The organism is Actinacidiphila sp. bgisy160 (assembly GCF_057707815.1).
Map to the genome: position 1 here is coordinate 58,654 of NZ_JBYIQW010000003.1, position 15,563 is coordinate 74,216.

The following is a 15,563-nucleotide window of genomic DNA, read 5'->3' on the forward strand; positions in this document are numbered from 1 at the left end:
GGAGTTACCGTCCCGGTGTGAAAGAGCTGACCGTCGTCTTCACCGACACCGAGTGGGAGTCCCTGAGCGACCTCGCCGACGCGCACGGCGTGCCGGTCGCGGAGTTCGTGCGCACCGCGGTGCGGGCGTACGAGGCGGCCGAGGCCGCGCGCGTGCGCGCCGCGGGGGAGGCGTACACCGTCGCCCACGCGGACCTGCTGCGCAGGCTGGGGGAGTGAGGTGACCGTGCGCCACCTGACCCTCGACGAGGTCACGGAGCTCGCCCGCCTGGCCGCCCGCGGCGAACGGCCCGCGGTGCGCGAGCCCGGGCTGCTCGCGTCGGCCGTGCACCGGCCGCGGGCGCGGATGTTCGGCGTCGAGGCATACGGGGACGTGTACGAGCGGGCGGGGGCGCTGCTGCACGCGATCGCGGCGAACCACCCCCTGGTCGACGGGAACAAGCGGACGGCGTGGCTGGCGGCGGCGGTGTTCCTGGGGCTGAACGGGGTCGACCTGCGGTCGGCCGACCAGGACGCGGCGTACGACCTGGTCGTGTCGGTGGCGGCGGGAACCGTTTCCGCCCCCGAGGCGATCGGGCAGGCCCTGTCCCGCCTCGCCGCCGCCTGAACGGGGCTCCTCCCGGCTCCTTCGGCCCGAAACAGCCGGTACGGCCACCGTCCCCGCCACGCCGCAGGCGCAACGCGCCCGCACACGGCAACCGGCCCTCACAGACGCGCCCCCGATCGCGCCGCAGGCGGGGGCACGCGCCGCGCGCCAGTAGGCTGTGACGGTTGTCGTACCCGACCCGTCACCGGAGACCGTGACTACCACCGCCCCGCACAGCGCCAGCAACTCGCACTCGCACCACCTGTCGCCCGCCTTCCCCGGCCGCGCCCCCTGGGGCACGGCCGGCAAGCTGCGCGCCTGGCAGCAGGCTGCCCTGGACCGGTACATCGCGACGCAGCCGCGTGACTTCCTGGCCGTCGCGACCCCCGGAGCGGGCAAGACGACCTTCGCGCTCACCCTGGCCTCGTATCTGCTCCACAACCACCTCGTGCAGCAGATCACCGTCGTGGCCCCCACCGAGCACCTGAAGAAGCAGTGGGCGGAGGCCGCGGCCCGGATAGGCATCAAACTGGACCCGGAGTACAGCGCGGGGCCGGTCGGCAAGGAGTACCACGGGGTCGCGGTGACCTACGCGGGCGTCGGTGTGCGCCCGATGCTGCACCGCAACCGCTGCGAGCAGCGCAAGACGCTGGTGATCCTGGACGAGATCCACCACGCGGGCGACAGCCGGTCCTGGGGCGAGGCGTGCCTGGAGGCGTTCGAGCCGGCGACGCGGCGCCTGGCGCTGACCGGGACGCCGTTCCGGTCGGACACGAACCCGATCCCGTTCGTGACGTACGAGGAGGGCAACGACGGCATCCGCCGGTCGTCCGCCGACTACACCTACGGCTACGGCAACGCGCTCGCCGACCACGTCGTGCGCCCTGTGATCTTCCTCTCCTACAGCGGCAACATGCGCTGGCGCACGAAGGCCGGCGACGAGATCTCCGCGCGGCTCGGCGAGCCGATGACCAAGGACGCGATCGGCCAGGCCTGGCGGACCGCGCTGGCGCCGACCGGCGAGTGGATCCCGAACGTGCTGCGCGCCGCCGACCAGCGGCTGACGGAGGTCCGCAAGTCCATCCCGGACGCCGGTGCCCTGGTGATCGCCACCGACCAGGACACGGCCCGGGCGTACGCCAAGCTGATCCGGGAGATCACGGGGCACAAGGCGACCGTGGTGCTCTCCGACGACACCGGGGCGTCCTCGCGGATCGAGGAGTTCAGCGCGAGCGACGACCGCTGGATGGTCGCGGTCCGCATGGTGTCGGAGGGCGTGGACGTCCCGCGGCTGGCCGTCGGGGTCTACGCGACGACGATCTCCACGCCGCTGTTCTTCGCGCAGGCGGTCGGCCGCTTCGTGCGGTCGCGCAGGCGCGGCGAGACGGCCTCGGTCTTCCTGCCGACCATCCCCACGCTGCTGGAATTCGCCGGCGAGATGGAGGTGGAGCGCGACCACGCCCTCGACAAGCCCAAGAAGGAGGGCGAGGAGGACCCGTACGCGGAGTCCGAGAAGGAGCTGGAGGAGGCCGAGAAGCAGCAGGACGAGGACACCGGCGAGCAGGACATGCTGCCCTTCGAGGCGCTGGAGTCCGACGCCGTCTTCGACCGGGTGCTGTACGACGGCGCCGAGTTCGGCATGCAGGCGCACCCGGGGAGCGCGGAGGAGCAGGACTACCTGGGTATTCCGGGCCTTCTGGAGCCGGACCAGGTGCAGTTGCTGCTGCAGAAGCGGCAGGCCCGGCAGATCGCGCACAGCCGGAAGAAGCCGGACAGCGAGGCGGACCTGCTGGAACTGCCCGCCGAGCGGCGGCCGATCGTCACGCACAAGGAGCTGCTGGAGCTGCGCAAGCGGCTGAACACGATGGTCGCCGCGTACAACCACCAGAGCGGCAAGCCGCACGGTGTCATCCACAACGAGCTGCGCCGCGTGTGCGGCGGGCCGCCGAGCGCGGAGGCGACGGCGGGGCAGCTCCACGAGCGCATCAAGAAGGTCCAGGAGTGGGCCACCCGGATGCGCTGAGCGGCGGCCGGACTCGCAGCCGGGATGTCCGGGACGTCTGCTGATGGTGCGTCAGGAGAGCTGTGAATCTTGCGGCGTGAGAGGTGATTCGACGCAAGATTTACGTCGGGCGCCCCAGCTGCCCCGGTCACGTGACCGGATTGTGGACGAAGTCTTCCGCTGAGCGGTACGCGTCGCTACCGTTCCGGTCACGCAACGCGCCGTGGCAGAGCAGCCTCGGGGCGCCAGCCGGTACCGCCAGACCGGTGGCCTCTCCGCGCTCTGCCGCGGGACCGGCAGGTGCTCCCGCCGTGAGAGATGAGCCGCCACTCACACGAGAAGGGGGCGTCGTGACCGCGGAGACCTCTCAGACGCTCGATAGGGGCCTGCGGGTCCTGAAGCTGTTGGCCGACACCGACCACGGACTGACCGTCACGGAACTGGCGGCGAAGCTGGGCGTCAACCGAACGGTGGTCTACCGCCTCCTGGCCACACTGGAGCAGCACTCCCTGGTCCGCCGCGACCTCGGCGGACGTGCCCGGGTCGGCCTCGGCGTACTGCGGCTGGCGCACCAGGTGCACCCGCTGCTGCGCGAGGCCGCGCTTCCCGCCCTGCGTTCCCTCGCCGAGGACATCGGCGCCACCGCGCACCTCACCCTGGTCGACGGCACCGAGGCGCTCGCCGTGGCCGTCGTCGAGCCGAGCTGGACCGACTACCACGTCGCCTACCGCACCGGTTTCCGGCACTCCCTGGACCGCGGCGCCGCGGGCCGGGCGATCCTCGCCGGGCGCAGCGTGCAGCCGTACGAGCCCGATCCGCGCTGCTCCGAGGGCCCCGGCTACGTGCTCACCCACGGTGAGCTGGAGGCCGGGGCGAGCGGCGCGGCGGCCCCGCTGGTGGGCGTGCCGGGCATCGAGGGCAGTGTCGGTGTGGTGATGCTCGCCGACGTGATACCCGAACGGGTGGGTCCCCGGGTGGTCGAGGCGGCGCTGGAGGTCGCCGACGCCCTGCGCTAGCGGCCGTGCCGGGGCCGGGGTGCCCCGGGCCCCGGCACGCCGGGGCGCCGCCGTGAACTACATTCACCCCATGCCTTTCGCCTCCGCCCGGAACCGGATCCTCGTCGTCTGCGCCGCGCTCGTGGCCGCGCTGCTGGCGGTGGCCCTGTTCGCGCCGCTGCCGATCTCGATCGTCGTGCCCGGGCTGACGGCGGATGTCCTCGGCGCCGACCGGGGCAGGCCAGTGATCACGATCACCGGCACCGAGACCCGCGACACCTCGGGGCAGCTGCGGATGACGACCATCGCGGCGACCAACCCGGACGCGACCGTCCGCTTCGGTGACGTCCTCACGGCCTGGTTCGCCACGGACCAGGCCGTGATGCCGCGCGACGCGGTCTACCCGACCGGCGGCACGGTCAAGGAGATCGAGCAGCACAACCGGGCGGAGATGACCGAGTCCCAGCAGGACGCCACCACCGCGGCCCTCCGGCAGCTGCGGCTGTCCCCCTCGGACGTCAAGGTCACCCTCCACCTCGCGGACGTCGGCGGGCCCAGCGCGGGGCTGATGTTCAGCCTGGGCATCATCGACAAGATCGAGGGCAACGGGCGCGGCGGCGACCTCACCGGCGGCCGAAGGATCGCCGGTACGGGGACGATCACCGCCGGCGGCAAGGTCGGCCCGGTCGGCGGCGTCCCGCTCAAGGAGCAGGCCGCCCGGCGCGACGGCGCGACCGTCTTCCTCGTTCCCAAGGCCGAGTGCACCGACGCCAAGGCCGAACTCCCCAAGGGGCTGCGGCTGGTGCCCGTCACCACCCTCGACGGCGCGATCGACGCCCTGGACGCCCTCGACCGCGGGGGCGAGGTCCCCGCCTGCTAGGGCGTGTTTCGAAAGTCCCGCCTGTCCCGCGACGCCTGGCACGGCACCCCGCTGCGTTGTCGAATCGTCCGAGTAGCCCACTACGAGGACGACTCTCCGCCTTGCGATGCACCGCACCAGACGCCGCGGGACCCGCCCTTCGGGCGGCCGGCGCTACTTTCGAAACACGCCCTAGTGGCTCGGCTCGGATGGCCGACCCGGTGATCGATCGACTGTCGGTCTCCGGGAGGGCCGTAGCACGCGTTCGTCGCACACGCGTTCCATCCCGGATCGCGGAGCCTGACGGCTCGTCCTAGCCTGATAAGGGGTGCTTCAGCGCCGGCGTGGAACGAGCCGAGGCATTCTTGGCCGACACCGATTGCCGAGGCGGTCCTTGACGCCATCGCGGGTTTCCCGCACGGATCCGTTGGACCACGGTCCTGAGCCGCGCCGTCGTGATGACGTCCTGTCACCCGTTTTCGTCTACTCCCACAACAAGGTTGGGAAGCCATGAACGCAAAGCGACTCGCTGTCCTTCTCGTTGCCCCAGTGGCCGCCACCGTACTCGTTCTTCCTCAAGCCGCCACGTCGCACGCCCTGACCGCAGGACCGGCTCCGGCGGCCGGGCAGCCTCGGTCTCCGAGCGCCACCCCCTACGACCAGGGATACCAGGACGGATACCGGAACGGCCTGGTCTACGCCCGCGACTGACATTCGCGGCGACAGCCGTGGGCGCACGGGACGGACCGGATACTCTGCCGAGTACAACCGCGGCTACGTCGCCGGGATCATCGCTGCCTATCAGTACGGCCACCGGACCTACTGCGGGTTCGGGCCCGCGTGATGGCTCCACCCCCGGTGTCCAGCGCGTCAACCGCCGCTCGTCGAAGGCGTGGCTGACATCGCGCACGTAATCCGCGCTGACCTGTGACAACGAGACGATGTCCGTCACCGACCGGCCCTGGGCGGACAGCATCACCACGATGGCCCGCCGCAGCCTGACCGGGTCCTTCGAGGACCGACCGATCCGCTGCAGACGCCGGCCCTCCTCCATGGTCACCGGCCGGACGAACACTCCCGCGGACGACGCCCCACAACCACCTCCGAGATCAAGTCCTGGCGGCAGCCTGCCCGGAGACCGACAGTCGGCCAATTGGCCAGGTCGACCATCCGAGCCGAGCCGCCGGCCGGAGCTCAGGCGTCCCGCCGGGCGTCCATGCGGCGCCAGGAGGGGAAGACCAGGGGGCTCAGCGTGGCCAGGAAGTACGTCCCGCCGATCAGCAGCAGCGCGCCGGTCAGGCCGATGCCGTCCACCAGGTAGCCTGCGGCGAGCCCGCCCACGGGGGTGGTGAGCAGCACTCCGGCGCCCAGGGTGCCCAGGGCGCGGGTGCGCAGCTCGTCGGGCACGTGCTCGAAGGTCACTGTCGCCAGGATCGGGTTGAGCGCCCCCGCCGCGATGCCGCCGGCCACCATGGTCACCGCCAGGGCGCCCCATCCGGGCACCCACGCGGCGACCAGGAACCGGGGCGCGCCGCACAGCAGGAAGCACAGCGTGTAGACCGGCCACCGCGGCATGCGGTGGCCCACCGCGCCGTACAGCAGCGCCCCGGCGAGCGCGCCGGCCCCGAAGAGGCCGGAGAGCAGGCCGAGCTGGACAGCGCCGCCGAGCTCCCGCTCGGCGTGCACGGGCAGCAGCACCGAACTCCAGCCCGCGTCCAGGCCGTTGGTGACCATGACCATGAGGGTGATGGCGAGCAGCAGCCGGTTGCGGATCAGGAAGGCGTAGCCCTCGCGCAGTTCGGCCCGGTAGGTGCGCAGGGAGACCGGTGCCGCGTCCTTCGCCGGTTCGGTGCCCGGCAGTCCGCGGACGCCGAACGCGATCAGGGCCGCGGAGACGCCGAAGGTGGCGGCGTCCAGCAGCAGCACCGCCTCCGCGCCCAGGACGGCGATGAGCACGCCCCCGGCTGAGGCGCCGAGCATCCGGGCGCCGCGCGAGGCGCCGTCGAAGTAGCCGGCGGCGCGCCCCAGCGGCGTCCCGGCCCGCTCCGCCAGTACGGGCAGCAGCACCTCGCGCGCGGTCTCACCGGGGGCGTGGAAGAGCCCGCTGACGGCCATCAGCGCGCACAGCTGCCAGAACCGCAGCACGCCCGCGAAATGGAGCAGCGGGATCGCCACGACGGCCACCGCGCACACCGCGTCCGACAGGACCGACGACCTGCGCCGTCCGAAGCGGTCGATGACCGGCCCGCCGACGAGTGCGGAGACCACGACCGGCAGCGTCGCGCAGAAGGCCACCAGGCCCGCGCGGGCGGCGCTGCCGGTGGTCTGCAGCACGAACCACGGGACGGCCAGCACGGTGAGCGAGTTGCCGCTGATCGACACGACGTTGGCGGCGAGGACCAGGCGCAGCGGCCGCGGATCGGGTGGCCGCGGGCCTGGCGCGGTGACCGCCGTGCCGTCGGATATGCCGGTCCCGGTGTCCATGTGGGTTCCCCCGTGGTGGTCGGTGCGGTCAGTCGGCGGCGCGCGGAAAGGCGTGCAGATGGACGCGGACGTGCGCGGCGTCCTCGGCGGACCCGGGCTCGCCGCCCTCCTGGGCCCGGTAGCGCTCCAGCACGGCGTGGAGTTCCTCGCACAGGGCGCGGGTCCGGGCGGGGGTGAGCCGCAGGGCGAAGTTGCTGAGGTCGAAGCTGTCGCGCCACTCCTCGGACCAGTCGCCGACGGTGGCGAGCCAGGTCTCCAGTTCCGCGGTGTGGATCGCGGCGATCTCCCGGCCGAACAGCCCGACCGCCGCCCGCACTTCGGGGTCGTCGTGGGCCAGGAGGCTCCCGGCGTCGAAGCGGGTGCCCCGGTGCGCGGCCTTCCACCAGCGCTCGCGGGCGGTGCCGCGGCCCGGGTCCTCCTCCACGAAGCCGTACGCCGCCAGCTGTCGCAGGTGGTAGCTGGTGGCGCCGCTGGACTCGCCGAGCCGGGCCGCCAGGCCCGAGGCGGTGGCAGGCCCGTACTCGCGCAGGGCGGCGAGCAGCCGGATGCGCAGGGGGTGGGCGAGTCCGCGCAGGGTGCGCGGGTCGAGGCTGATGACGCCGGGGTCGGGTGCGCCGGCGGCGGGTTCGTCAGGCACGGGTTCACCGTAGAGCGCGCAAAGGTTCCTTTGCAATGCTTTCTTTGCATGAATCGCGGCGGCGCTCCGGTGGCACTCCGGCGGCACTCCGGGGCTACGTGTCCGCGTCCTGTGCCGCCTGCTCGACCAGCGGGATGATCCGCAGCGGGACCGGGTTCTCCATGACGATCGCCGTGGAGGCCCGCACGATGCCATCGAAGCCCACAACCCGGTCGATCACACGTTGGAGATCGGCGTTGGAGCGGGCCACCAGCCGGCACAGCATGTCGCCCTGCCCGGTCGTGGTGTGCAGTTCCAGCACCTCCGGGACGCCGGCCAAGTGGGCCCGTACGTCCGGACCTTGCCCCTGCTTGATCTCCAGCGTCGCGAAGGCCGTCACCGGGTAGCCCAGCGCGGCCGGGTCCACCTGCGGCCCGAAGCCCCGGATCACCCCATTGGCCTGAAGCCGGTCCAGCCGTGCCTGCACGGTGCCGCGCGCCACCCCCAGGCGGCGCGAGGCCTCCAGCACGCCGATCCGGGGCTCCTCGGCGAGCAGCTTGATCAGCCGTCCGTCCAGCGCGTCGATCCCCATGCCACCCCAGTCCCTCCTGTGTCGGTGGTCACCATGCACAGAATGCCGCCCATTTTCCGTGAACTGCTGTACAGAGTGCTCAGCCGTTCCGGAAACTATTGCGCACCTTGAGCTGCCGGGCGAGGCTGCTGCCATGACTGAGACCCTGGATCACACTTCCCCCACCCCCGGCGACGCGGACCCGTTCCCGGTCAAGGGAATGGACGCGGTCGTCTTCGCGGTGGGCAACGCCAAGCAGGCCGCCCACTACTACTCGACCGCGTTCGGCATGAAGCGCGTGGCCTACTCCGGACCGGAGAACGGCAGCCGCGAGACCGCGTCCTACGTCCTGGAGTCCGGGAGCGCCCGCTTCGTCTTCACCTCCGTCGTCAAGGCCGCCACCGACCGCGGCCGGTTCCTGGAGGAGCACGTCGCCGCCCACGGCGACGGCGTCGTGGACCTCGCCCTGGAGGTGCCGGACGTCCGCGCCGCCTACGACTACGCCCTCGCGCACGGCGCCACCGGCCTGGAGGAGCCGCACGAGGTCGGCGACGAGTACGGCACCGTCGTGCTGGCCGCCATCGCCACCTACGGCCAGACCCGCCACACCCTGGTCGAACGCGGCGCCTACAAGGGCCCGTACCTGCCCGGCTACGTCGCCGCCGAGCCGATCGTGGAGCCGCCGGCCAAGCGCTTCTTCCAGGCGATCGACCACTGCGTCGGCAACGTCGAACTCGGCAAGATGAACGACTGGGTGACCTTCTACAACCGCGTCATGGGCTTCACCAACATGAAGGAGTTCGTCGGTGACGACATCGCCACCGAGTACTCGGCCCTGATGTCCAAGGTCGTCGCGGACGGCACGCTGAAGGTCAAGTTCCCCATCAACGAGCCCGCGATCGCCAAGAAGAAGTCCCAGATCGACGAGTACCTGGAGTTCTACGGCGGCCCGGGCGTCCAGCACATCGCCCTCGCCACCAACGACATCGTCGCCTCGGTCCGCGCCATGCGCGCCGCGGGCGTCGAGTTCCTCGACACCCCCGACTCCTACTACGACACCCTCGGCGAGTGGGTCGGCGACACCCGCGTCCCGATCGACACCCTGCGGGAGTTGAAGATCCTGGCAGACCGGGACGAAGACGGCTACCTGTTGCAGATCTTCACCAAGCCTGTCCAGGATCGCCCGACCGTCTTCTTCGAAATGATCGAGCGGCACGGTTCGATGGGCTTCGGCAAGGGCAACTTCAAGGCGCTCTTCGAAGCGATCGAGCGCGAGCAGGAGCGTCGCGGCAACCTCTGATCGCCACCACCGCGGACCCCGGCGCCGGACCATGCCTCCACGGGGGAGGGGCGTGGACCGGCGCCGGCCCGCGGGTCAGAAGACGATCCGGAAGTCCCGGAGGGCCATCGCGAGCGTCCAGGCCCCGAACGCCCACAGCGCCAGCGCCCCCAGCACCATTCCTGTCGCGGCCCACAGCCCCGTGCGCGGCGGCCGCCGCAGCGCCCCGGCCAGAGCGCCGGTCACCGCCCCCGCCACCGGCAGGCCCACGATGAGCAGGGCGGCATTCTCCAAAGCCACCTTGGTGCGGTGGTTGCCCATCCAGTCCGTGGGGCTCTTGTGCTGCGCGGCGTCCGCCGCGCCCATGACCCACAGCACCACCGGCGGGGCGAGCAGCACGACCGCCCACACGCAGCGCACCGCGACCCTGCGCCCGTCGTGCCGCCGCGCCTGTGCCGCGCTGCCCGCGTCCGTCGTATCCGTCACGGCCGTCATCCTCGCCGCGCCCCCGCCCGCGCCACCATCCGTACGGATACTCAGACGGCCGCGAGCCGCGCGATGACGTGATCTTCCCCGGGCGGCCGCGCGGTGCGAAGCTGGACGCATGGGCGATCTCATCGACCGGCTGCTCGCCGGACTCCCCGGCGAGGCCATCCTCGCCGATCCCGACGTCACCGCCTCGTACGCCAACGACATGGCCGGCTTCTGCCCGGCCGGGGCGCCCGCGGTGGTCGTCCTGCCGCGCACCGTGGAGCAGGTCCGCCACGTCATGCGGACCGCCACGGCGCTGCGGGTGCCCGTCGTGCCGCAAGGGGCCCGTACCGGCCTGTCGGGCGCCGCCAACGCCTCCGACGGCTGCATCGTGCTCTCCCTGACCAAGATGGACCGCATCCTGGAGATCGACCCCGTCGACCGCGTCGCCGTCGTCGAACCGGGCGTCGTCAACGCCGTTCTCTCCCGCGCCGTCGCCGAGCGGGGCCTGTACTACCCGCCGGACCCCTCCAGCTGGGAGCAGTGCACCATCGGCGGCAACATCGGCACCGGCTCCGGCGGCCTGTGCTGCGTGAAGTACGGGGTCACCGCCGAGTACGTGCTCGGCCTGGAGGTCGTCCTGGCCGACGGACGGCTGCTGCGCACCGGCCGGCGCACCGCCAAGGGCGTCGCCGGGTACGACCTGACCCGGCTGATCGTCGGCTCCGAGGGCAGCCTCGGCATCGTGGTGCGGGCCGTGCTGGCGCTCAAGCCCGCACCGCCCGCCCAGTTGGCGCTGGTGGCGGAGTTCCCCTCGGCCGAGGCGGCCTGCGCGGCGGTCTGCGACATCATGGCCGGCGGCCATGTGCCCTCGCTGCTGGAGCTGATGGACGGCACGACCGTGCGCGCGGTCAACGACATGACCAGCATGGGACTGCCCGAGTCGACCGAGGCCCTGCTGCTGGCCGCCTTCGACACCCCCGACCCGGCCGCCGACCTGGCCGCGGTGGGGGAGCTGTGCGCGGCCGCCGGGGCGACGCAGGTGGTGCCCGCCGAGGACGCGGCGGAGTCCGAAATGCTGCTCCAGGCACGGCGGATGGCGCTGCCGGCACTGGAGCGGGTCTCCACGGCCACGATGATCGACGACGTGTGCGTGCCGCGCGGCAGACTCGCCGCGATGCTCGACGGGGTCGCGGCGATCGCCCGCAAGCACGACCTCACCATCGGCGTGTGTGCGCACGCCGGGGACGGCAACACCCACCCCGTGGTGTGTTTCGACGCCGCCGACCCCGAGGAGTCCGGCCGGGCCCGCGAGTCCTTCGACGAGATCATGGCGCTCGGCCTGGAGCTCGGCGGCACGATCACCGGCGAGCACGGCGTGGGGGTCCTGAAGAAGGAGTGGCTGGCGCGCGAACTCGGTCCGGTGGGCGTGGAGATGCAGCGCGGCATCAAGGCCGTCTTCGACCCGCTCGGCATCCTCAACCCGGGCAAGGTGTTCTGAGCACCCGGGCCCCGGCCGCCGGGCTCGCGGGCCGTCGCCCTACGCGTCCGGCGACTCGTCGGAGCCGTGCCAGGGGTCGCGCGTGCGGCGCTCGTCGCGCGCGGCGCCCTCGCCGGCGGCCGGGGCCAGCAGCTCGTCCAGCCGCTCGTCCATGGCCAGGTGGTCCAGCTCCGTCCCCGGCGGCACCGCCCGCAGGGTGCGCTCCAGCCACGCCGCCACCGGGTGCGAGGACGCCTCCAGCAGTGCGGTGCCGTCCGGCGAGCTGAGGGCCATGCAGATCACGCTCCGCCCGTCCGTCTTGGTCGGCCAGATCCGTACGTCACCGTGCCCGCTCGGCCGGAACACCCCCTCGACCAGCAGCTCCCGGGCGAAGGTCCAGCTGACGGGGCGATTGGAACCGATGTGGAAGGTGATGTGCACGGCGAAGGGATCCTGCGCCCGGTAGGCCAGCCTGGCCGGGACGGCGACGCTGCGCTCGGGCGACAGCACCAGGTGCATCTCCAGCTCGCGTTCGACCACGGTGTGCATCTCGTCGTCCTTTCCTCGGCGCGAAGGACCCTGGCGGTGCTGCGCGGCGGGTGCCGCGGGGGGCCCGCACCGGGAGAGAGAGCGCATACGGCCTTCACCATTACGCGGGTTCCGGCGATCGGGAGGACTTTTCCCGAAGGGCCGGCACACGCGAGATGGATGCGGTACACACGGAACGTCGCCGTCCGCCCCCGCCTGAGGTCGTCCGGCCGTGCGACGGCCCTCCCGTTCCCGCCCCGCCGCGCCCACGGTTCCGCGGCGCGCACGTCCCCGTCCGTCCGATGCGGTGTCAGTTCGGAAGCGTATCGGTTCGGTCGCCGGGATTTGCCCCGGAATGCCGATCCTCGCCCATGGATCGTTTCTTTCGTCCGCCCGCCGCGTTCTTCGTTAGTGTCCTCCTTGCACGCCGGGGACGGCGGGCTGGTCGAGCGTGTCGGTCGTGAGGGGAGTTGTCACGGATGACCTCCGGTAGCAGCGACGGGAGTCTGCCCGGTCCCGGGTATTACCCGGACCCGTCCATCCCGGGCTACATCCGGTACTGGAACGGGTCCTCGTGGGTGCCCGGCACGAGCCGCCCCGCGCCGCGGCCGGGGGAGGACCTCGCGCCGCCCTCCGGCGCGGCCGTGGCCGCGGCCGGGCCCGCGCTGGCGCCGCCGCCCGCGCCCCCCGTGCCGCAGGCCCCGGAGGCGGTGGCGACGCCGCGGACCCCCGCGCTGGAGGAGTCCGGGCCGATGTTCCTGGACGAGGACCCGCGGGCGCCGCGGGCCGAACGCGGACCCGAGACCGTCACCGGGCCGCAGGCGCAGCCGCAGCAGCCGCGGCAGGGGTCCCCGGGGCCCGCTCCGGAGCGGGCGTGGGCCGCCGACCCGGCCCGGCAGGACCCCTCGCCCCGCGTCTCGTGGGGCACCCCCGAGCGCGCGGAGCAGCCCGCCGCGCCCGCCCGGGCCCAGGCCCCCGCTCCGGCCTCCACGCCGACGACCGCCCCCGCCGCCGCTCCTTCGCCGGCCCCGGCACCCGCGCGTGCGGCCGCCACGTCCGCGGCAGGGGCCACGGCGTCCGCGCCGACCGAGAGCGCCGTGCCCGTGCAGCAGCCCGCTCCCGTCCCATGGGCACAGCAGGTGCACGACCTGGCCCGCCAGGTCCCGTCCCAGGGCGGGGAGGGCGCCGCCCCCACGCCGTGGCGGCCGGTGGCCGACGACCCGTTCGCCTCGGCGCAGGAGCAGGCGCGCCCCGCGTCGCCGGGGAAGCGGCTGGTGGCCCGGTTGATCGACACCGTGGTGGTGGGCGCGGTCGTCGCGGCCGCCGCGGTGCCGCTGGGAACGTCCGCGTACGAGCACCTGCGCGACAAGGTGGACGCCGCCCGGCTGACCGGCGAGGAGATGACGGTCTGGCTGATCGACGGCACGACGGGCGTGCAGCTGGGCATCGTCGCCGCCGTCGCGCTCGTCACCGGGCTGCTGTACGAGGTGCTGCCCACCGCCAAGTGGGGCCGCACCCTGGGCAAGAAGCTGCTCGGCCTGCGCGTGCTGGACATCGAGAGCCAGTACGAGCCCGGCTTCGGGCAGGCGCTGCGCCGCTGGCTCACCCACACGGTGCTGGACGCGCTCGTGATCGGCTTCCTCGGCCTGGCGTGGTGCCTCTTCGACCGGCCGTGGCGGCAGTGCTGGCACGACAAGGCGGCGCGCACCTTCGTGGCCCGGGAGCGCTGACACCCGAACGGCCCCCGCCGGAGGCGCGGCCGAATCGTCCGGGTTTCACTCGGGGCATGAGCACCGACGAGCCCGAGGACCCGTTCGCCAAGCCGCCCCGGGAGCCGTCCGGGCCCGCGCAGCCGCCGCCCGGGCAGTCACCGCCGCCCGGGCCGCAGCCCCCGGGTCAGCAGCCCCCGGGTCAGCAGCCGTACCCGCCGCCCCCGTACCGGCAACCACCCGGCGGCTCGCCCTACGACCAGCCGCCCCCGGGCTACGGCCGCGGCGACCCGTACGCGAGCGGTCCGTACGGCGTGGGCGAGCCCGATCCCCTGGCCGGGATGCCGCCGCTGGCCAACCGCGGGCGCAGGCTGGTCGCCCGTATCGTCGACGCGCTGATCATCGGCATCCCGGTCTACGGCCTCACCGGGCTGATCTGGAACTACGACTACAACGCCACCGGGGCGGTGTTCTCCCAGGGCGTGATCTACGCCGTGGTCTACCTGGCCTACCAGGTGTTCATGCTCACCCGGTCCGGGCAGAGCCTCGGCAAGAAGCTGCTCAGGGTGCGCGTGGGCATGCTCGCTGACGGCGCCAACCCGACGACCCCGGCGGCACTGAAGCGGGAGTCGGTCTACTCGCTGGTGCCGATCATCCCGTGCTGCGGGGAGATCTTCTGGATCATCGAAGTGCTCTGGTGTACCTGGGACAAGCCGTACCGTCAGTGTCTGCACGACAAAGCGGGGCAAACAGTGGTGGTTGCGGTGGACTGAGGCACACTGTGGGGTGATCGTCGCAGGGCCGTGACCATTCTCGTCTATGCGCTGTCATGCCCGGCTGATTTACTCACTCCATGAGTTCGAATCAACCGCCCGGCTACGGTTACCCGCAGGGCGGCTCGGGGGGCCAGGACCCGTACGGGCAGAACCCGTACGGACAGCAGCCGCACCCCCAGGGCCAGAACCCTTACGACCAGCAGCCGTTCCCGCAGCAGCAGCAGCCCTACGCCTATCCGCAGCAGGCGCCCGGCTACGGTCAGATGCCGACGGACCCGGCCCTGGCGGGCATGCCCCCGCTGGCCGGCAGCGGCCAGCGCTTCGTCGCGCGCCTCATCGACGGCGGCATCTTCCTCGTCGTGCTCATCGTGCTGATGGCGGCGACGAGCACCTCCTTCACGGACACCGGGGCGTTCCTCGGCATCGAGCTGCTCGTCTTCGCGGGCGCGTTCGTGTACGAGGGCCTGATGCTCCAGTCCACGGGTCAGACCATCGGCAAGAAGGTCATGAAGATCCGCGTCGCCAAGCTGGCCGACGGCAGCCCGCCCGGCGGTGCCGCCTGGGGTCGCGCCGCGGTGTACTCCTTCGTCGGCGTCGTGCCCTGCGTGGGCTTCATCCTGTCGCTGCTGAACGTCCTGTGGCACCTGTGGGACAAGCCGTACCGCCAGTGCTGGCACGACAAGGCGGCCAAGACCGTGGTCGTCCAGGCCTGACACGCACCCTGAACGTGAACGACGGCCCCGGAGCGGACGCTCCGGGGCCGTCGTCGTGTTCAGCGGGAGGCGCGGCGGTCAGCGCCGCAGCGAGTGCTCGCCCAGCCGGGCCTCGGCGGTGCCGCGGACGCGGGGCCGCGGGACCGGCTGCCGGGCGACGGGCAGTTCGCGCTTCGTGCGACGCGTGCCGGCCGGGATCGCCGCCGTCACGGCGACCAGGACGCCGAGCGCGAGTCCCGCTGCGGCGATGACCGCCACAGCGACCCCCGATCTCGCCTCCGAGAGCAGCAGCATCGCGAGGGTGGAGAGCATCACGGTCGCGGAACCGTAGGTCAGCTGGGCGGGGGTGGGACGTGGCATGGCTGATCCGTCCTCATATGCGTCGATTGTGGCGGAGCTTCGGCCAGGGCCGTCTTCCGGGTGGTTCAGACGTGGCACGCCAACCACCGACTCTACGGTCCGAGATGCCCGCACGGAACGCCCGGTAAGCGTGAC

At 72.5% G+C, this 15,563-nt stretch carries 16 protein-coding genes; 10 read left to right on the forward strand and 6 right to left on the reverse strand.

All coding sequences use genetic code 11. The features are described from left to right. Positions 1 to 17: 17 nt before the first annotated feature. From AC3EUJ_RS04695 to AC3EUJ_RS04715, 5 genes are all read left to right on the forward strand, one after another. Positions 18 to 218, forward strand: coding sequence for a hypothetical protein (locus tag AC3EUJ_RS04695; RefSeq protein ID WP_431959641.1), 201 nt, complete (start codon positions 18 to 20; stop codon positions 216 to 218). Between the two features lies 1 nt (position 219). After that, positions 220 to 606 carry a type II toxin-antitoxin system death-on-curing family toxin gene (locus AC3EUJ_RS04700; RefSeq protein ID WP_431959642.1) on the forward strand — a complete coding sequence of 129 codons (387 nt, stop codon included), beginning with the start codon at positions 220 to 222 and terminating at the stop codon, positions 604 to 606. Positions 607 to 799: 193 nt separating this feature from the next. Continuing rightward, complete coding sequence (locus AC3EUJ_RS04705; RefSeq protein ID WP_431959643.1) at positions 800 to 2,608, forward strand: DEAD/DEAH box helicase; 1,809 nt, start codon at positions 800 to 802, stop codon at positions 2,606 to 2,608. 329 nt (positions 2,609 to 2,937) lie between these two features. Continuing rightward, positions 2,938 to 3,603 (forward strand): IclR family transcriptional regulator, encoded by a 666-nt coding sequence (locus AC3EUJ_RS04710; RefSeq protein ID WP_431959644.1) that lies wholly within the window; start codon positions 2,938 to 2,940, stop codon positions 3,601 to 3,603. 70 nt (positions 3,604 to 3,673) lie between these two features. Next, a complete protein-coding gene (locus tag AC3EUJ_RS04715; RefSeq protein ID WP_431959645.1) occupies positions 3,674 to 4,462 on the forward strand; it encodes a S16 family serine protease in 789 nt (262 codons plus the stop codon). A gap of 1,173 nt (positions 4,463 to 5,635) precedes the next feature. Here the strand turns inward: AC3EUJ_RS04715 and AC3EUJ_RS04720 are convergent. The 3 genes from AC3EUJ_RS04720 to AC3EUJ_RS04730 all read right to left on the reverse strand — a co-directional run bounded on the left by AC3EUJ_RS04720 (position 5,636) and on the right by AC3EUJ_RS04730 (position 8,133). Continuing rightward, positions 5,636 to 6,925, reverse strand: coding sequence for an MFS transporter (locus AC3EUJ_RS04720; RefSeq protein WP_431959646.1), 1,290 nt, complete (start codon positions 6,923 to 6,925; stop codon positions 5,636 to 5,638). A gap of 28 nt (positions 6,926 to 6,953) precedes the next feature. Further along, positions 6,954 to 7,562 carry a helix-turn-helix domain-containing protein gene (locus AC3EUJ_RS04725; RefSeq protein ID WP_431959647.1) on the reverse strand — a complete coding sequence of 203 codons (609 nt, stop codon included), beginning with the start codon at positions 7,560 to 7,562 and terminating at the stop codon, positions 6,954 to 6,956. Between the two features lie 94 nt (positions 7,563 to 7,656). Further along, entirely contained in the window at positions 7,657 to 8,133 is a 477-nt protein-coding gene (locus tag AC3EUJ_RS04730; protein WP_431959648.1) for an Lrp/AsnC family transcriptional regulator, read from the reverse strand. 133 nt (positions 8,134 to 8,266) lie between these two features. Here AC3EUJ_RS04730 and hppD point away from each other — a divergent pair, with 133 nt between their 5' ends. Continuing rightward, positions 8,267 to 9,412 carry a 4-hydroxyphenylpyruvate dioxygenase gene (hppD, locus tag AC3EUJ_RS04735; RefSeq protein ID WP_431959649.1) on the forward strand — a complete coding sequence of 382 codons (1,146 nt, stop codon included), beginning with the start codon at positions 8,267 to 8,269 and terminating at the stop codon, positions 9,410 to 9,412. Positions 9,413 to 9,487: 75 nt separating this feature from the next. On the opposite strand, the gene AC3EUJ_RS04740 is transcribed toward hppD, so the two are convergent. After that, positions 9,488 to 9,877: a hypothetical protein gene (locus AC3EUJ_RS04740; RefSeq protein WP_431959650.1), complete on the reverse strand. Its 390-nt coding sequence runs from the start codon at positions 9,875 to 9,877 to the stop codon at positions 9,488 to 9,490. Positions 9,878 to 9,995: 118 nt separating this feature from the next. Between AC3EUJ_RS04740 and AC3EUJ_RS04745 the strand changes: the two genes are divergently transcribed. After that, the gene (locus AC3EUJ_RS04745) at positions 9,996 to 11,363 is read left to right on the forward strand and encodes an FAD-binding oxidoreductase (protein WP_431959651.1); all 1,368 of its coding nucleotides are present in this window, start codon (positions 9,996 to 9,998) and stop codon (positions 11,361 to 11,363) included. A gap of 39 nt (positions 11,364 to 11,402) precedes the next feature. Here AC3EUJ_RS04745 and AC3EUJ_RS04750 read toward each other — a convergent pair whose 3' ends face one another. Continuing rightward, positions 11,403 to 11,891, reverse strand: coding sequence for an SsgA family sporulation/cell division regulator (locus AC3EUJ_RS04750; RefSeq protein ID WP_431959652.1), 489 nt, complete (start codon positions 11,889 to 11,891; stop codon positions 11,403 to 11,405). Positions 11,892 to 12,349: 458 nt separating this feature from the next. Between AC3EUJ_RS04750 and AC3EUJ_RS04755 the strand changes: the two genes are divergently transcribed. From AC3EUJ_RS04755 to AC3EUJ_RS04765, 3 genes are all read left to right on the forward strand, one after another. Continuing rightward, a complete protein-coding gene (locus AC3EUJ_RS04755; protein ID WP_431959653.1) occupies positions 12,350 to 13,600 on the forward strand; it encodes an RDD family protein in 1,251 nt (416 codons plus the stop codon). Positions 13,601 to 13,656: 56 nt separating this feature from the next. Then, entirely contained in the window at positions 13,657 to 14,352 is a 696-nt protein-coding gene (locus AC3EUJ_RS04760; RefSeq protein ID WP_431959654.1) for an RDD family protein, read from the forward strand. A gap of 80 nt (positions 14,353 to 14,432) precedes the next feature. Further along, complete coding sequence (locus AC3EUJ_RS04765) at positions 14,433 to 15,068, forward strand: RDD family protein (protein WP_431959655.1); 636 nt, start codon at positions 14,433 to 14,435, stop codon at positions 15,066 to 15,068. Positions 15,069 to 15,146: 78 nt separating this feature from the next. On the opposite strand, the gene AC3EUJ_RS04770 is transcribed toward AC3EUJ_RS04765, so the two are convergent. Further along, positions 15,147 to 15,428: a hypothetical protein gene (locus AC3EUJ_RS04770; RefSeq protein ID WP_431959656.1), complete on the reverse strand. Its 282-nt coding sequence runs from the start codon at positions 15,426 to 15,428 to the stop codon at positions 15,147 to 15,149. Between the last annotated feature and the right edge of the window lie 135 nt (positions 15,429 to 15,563).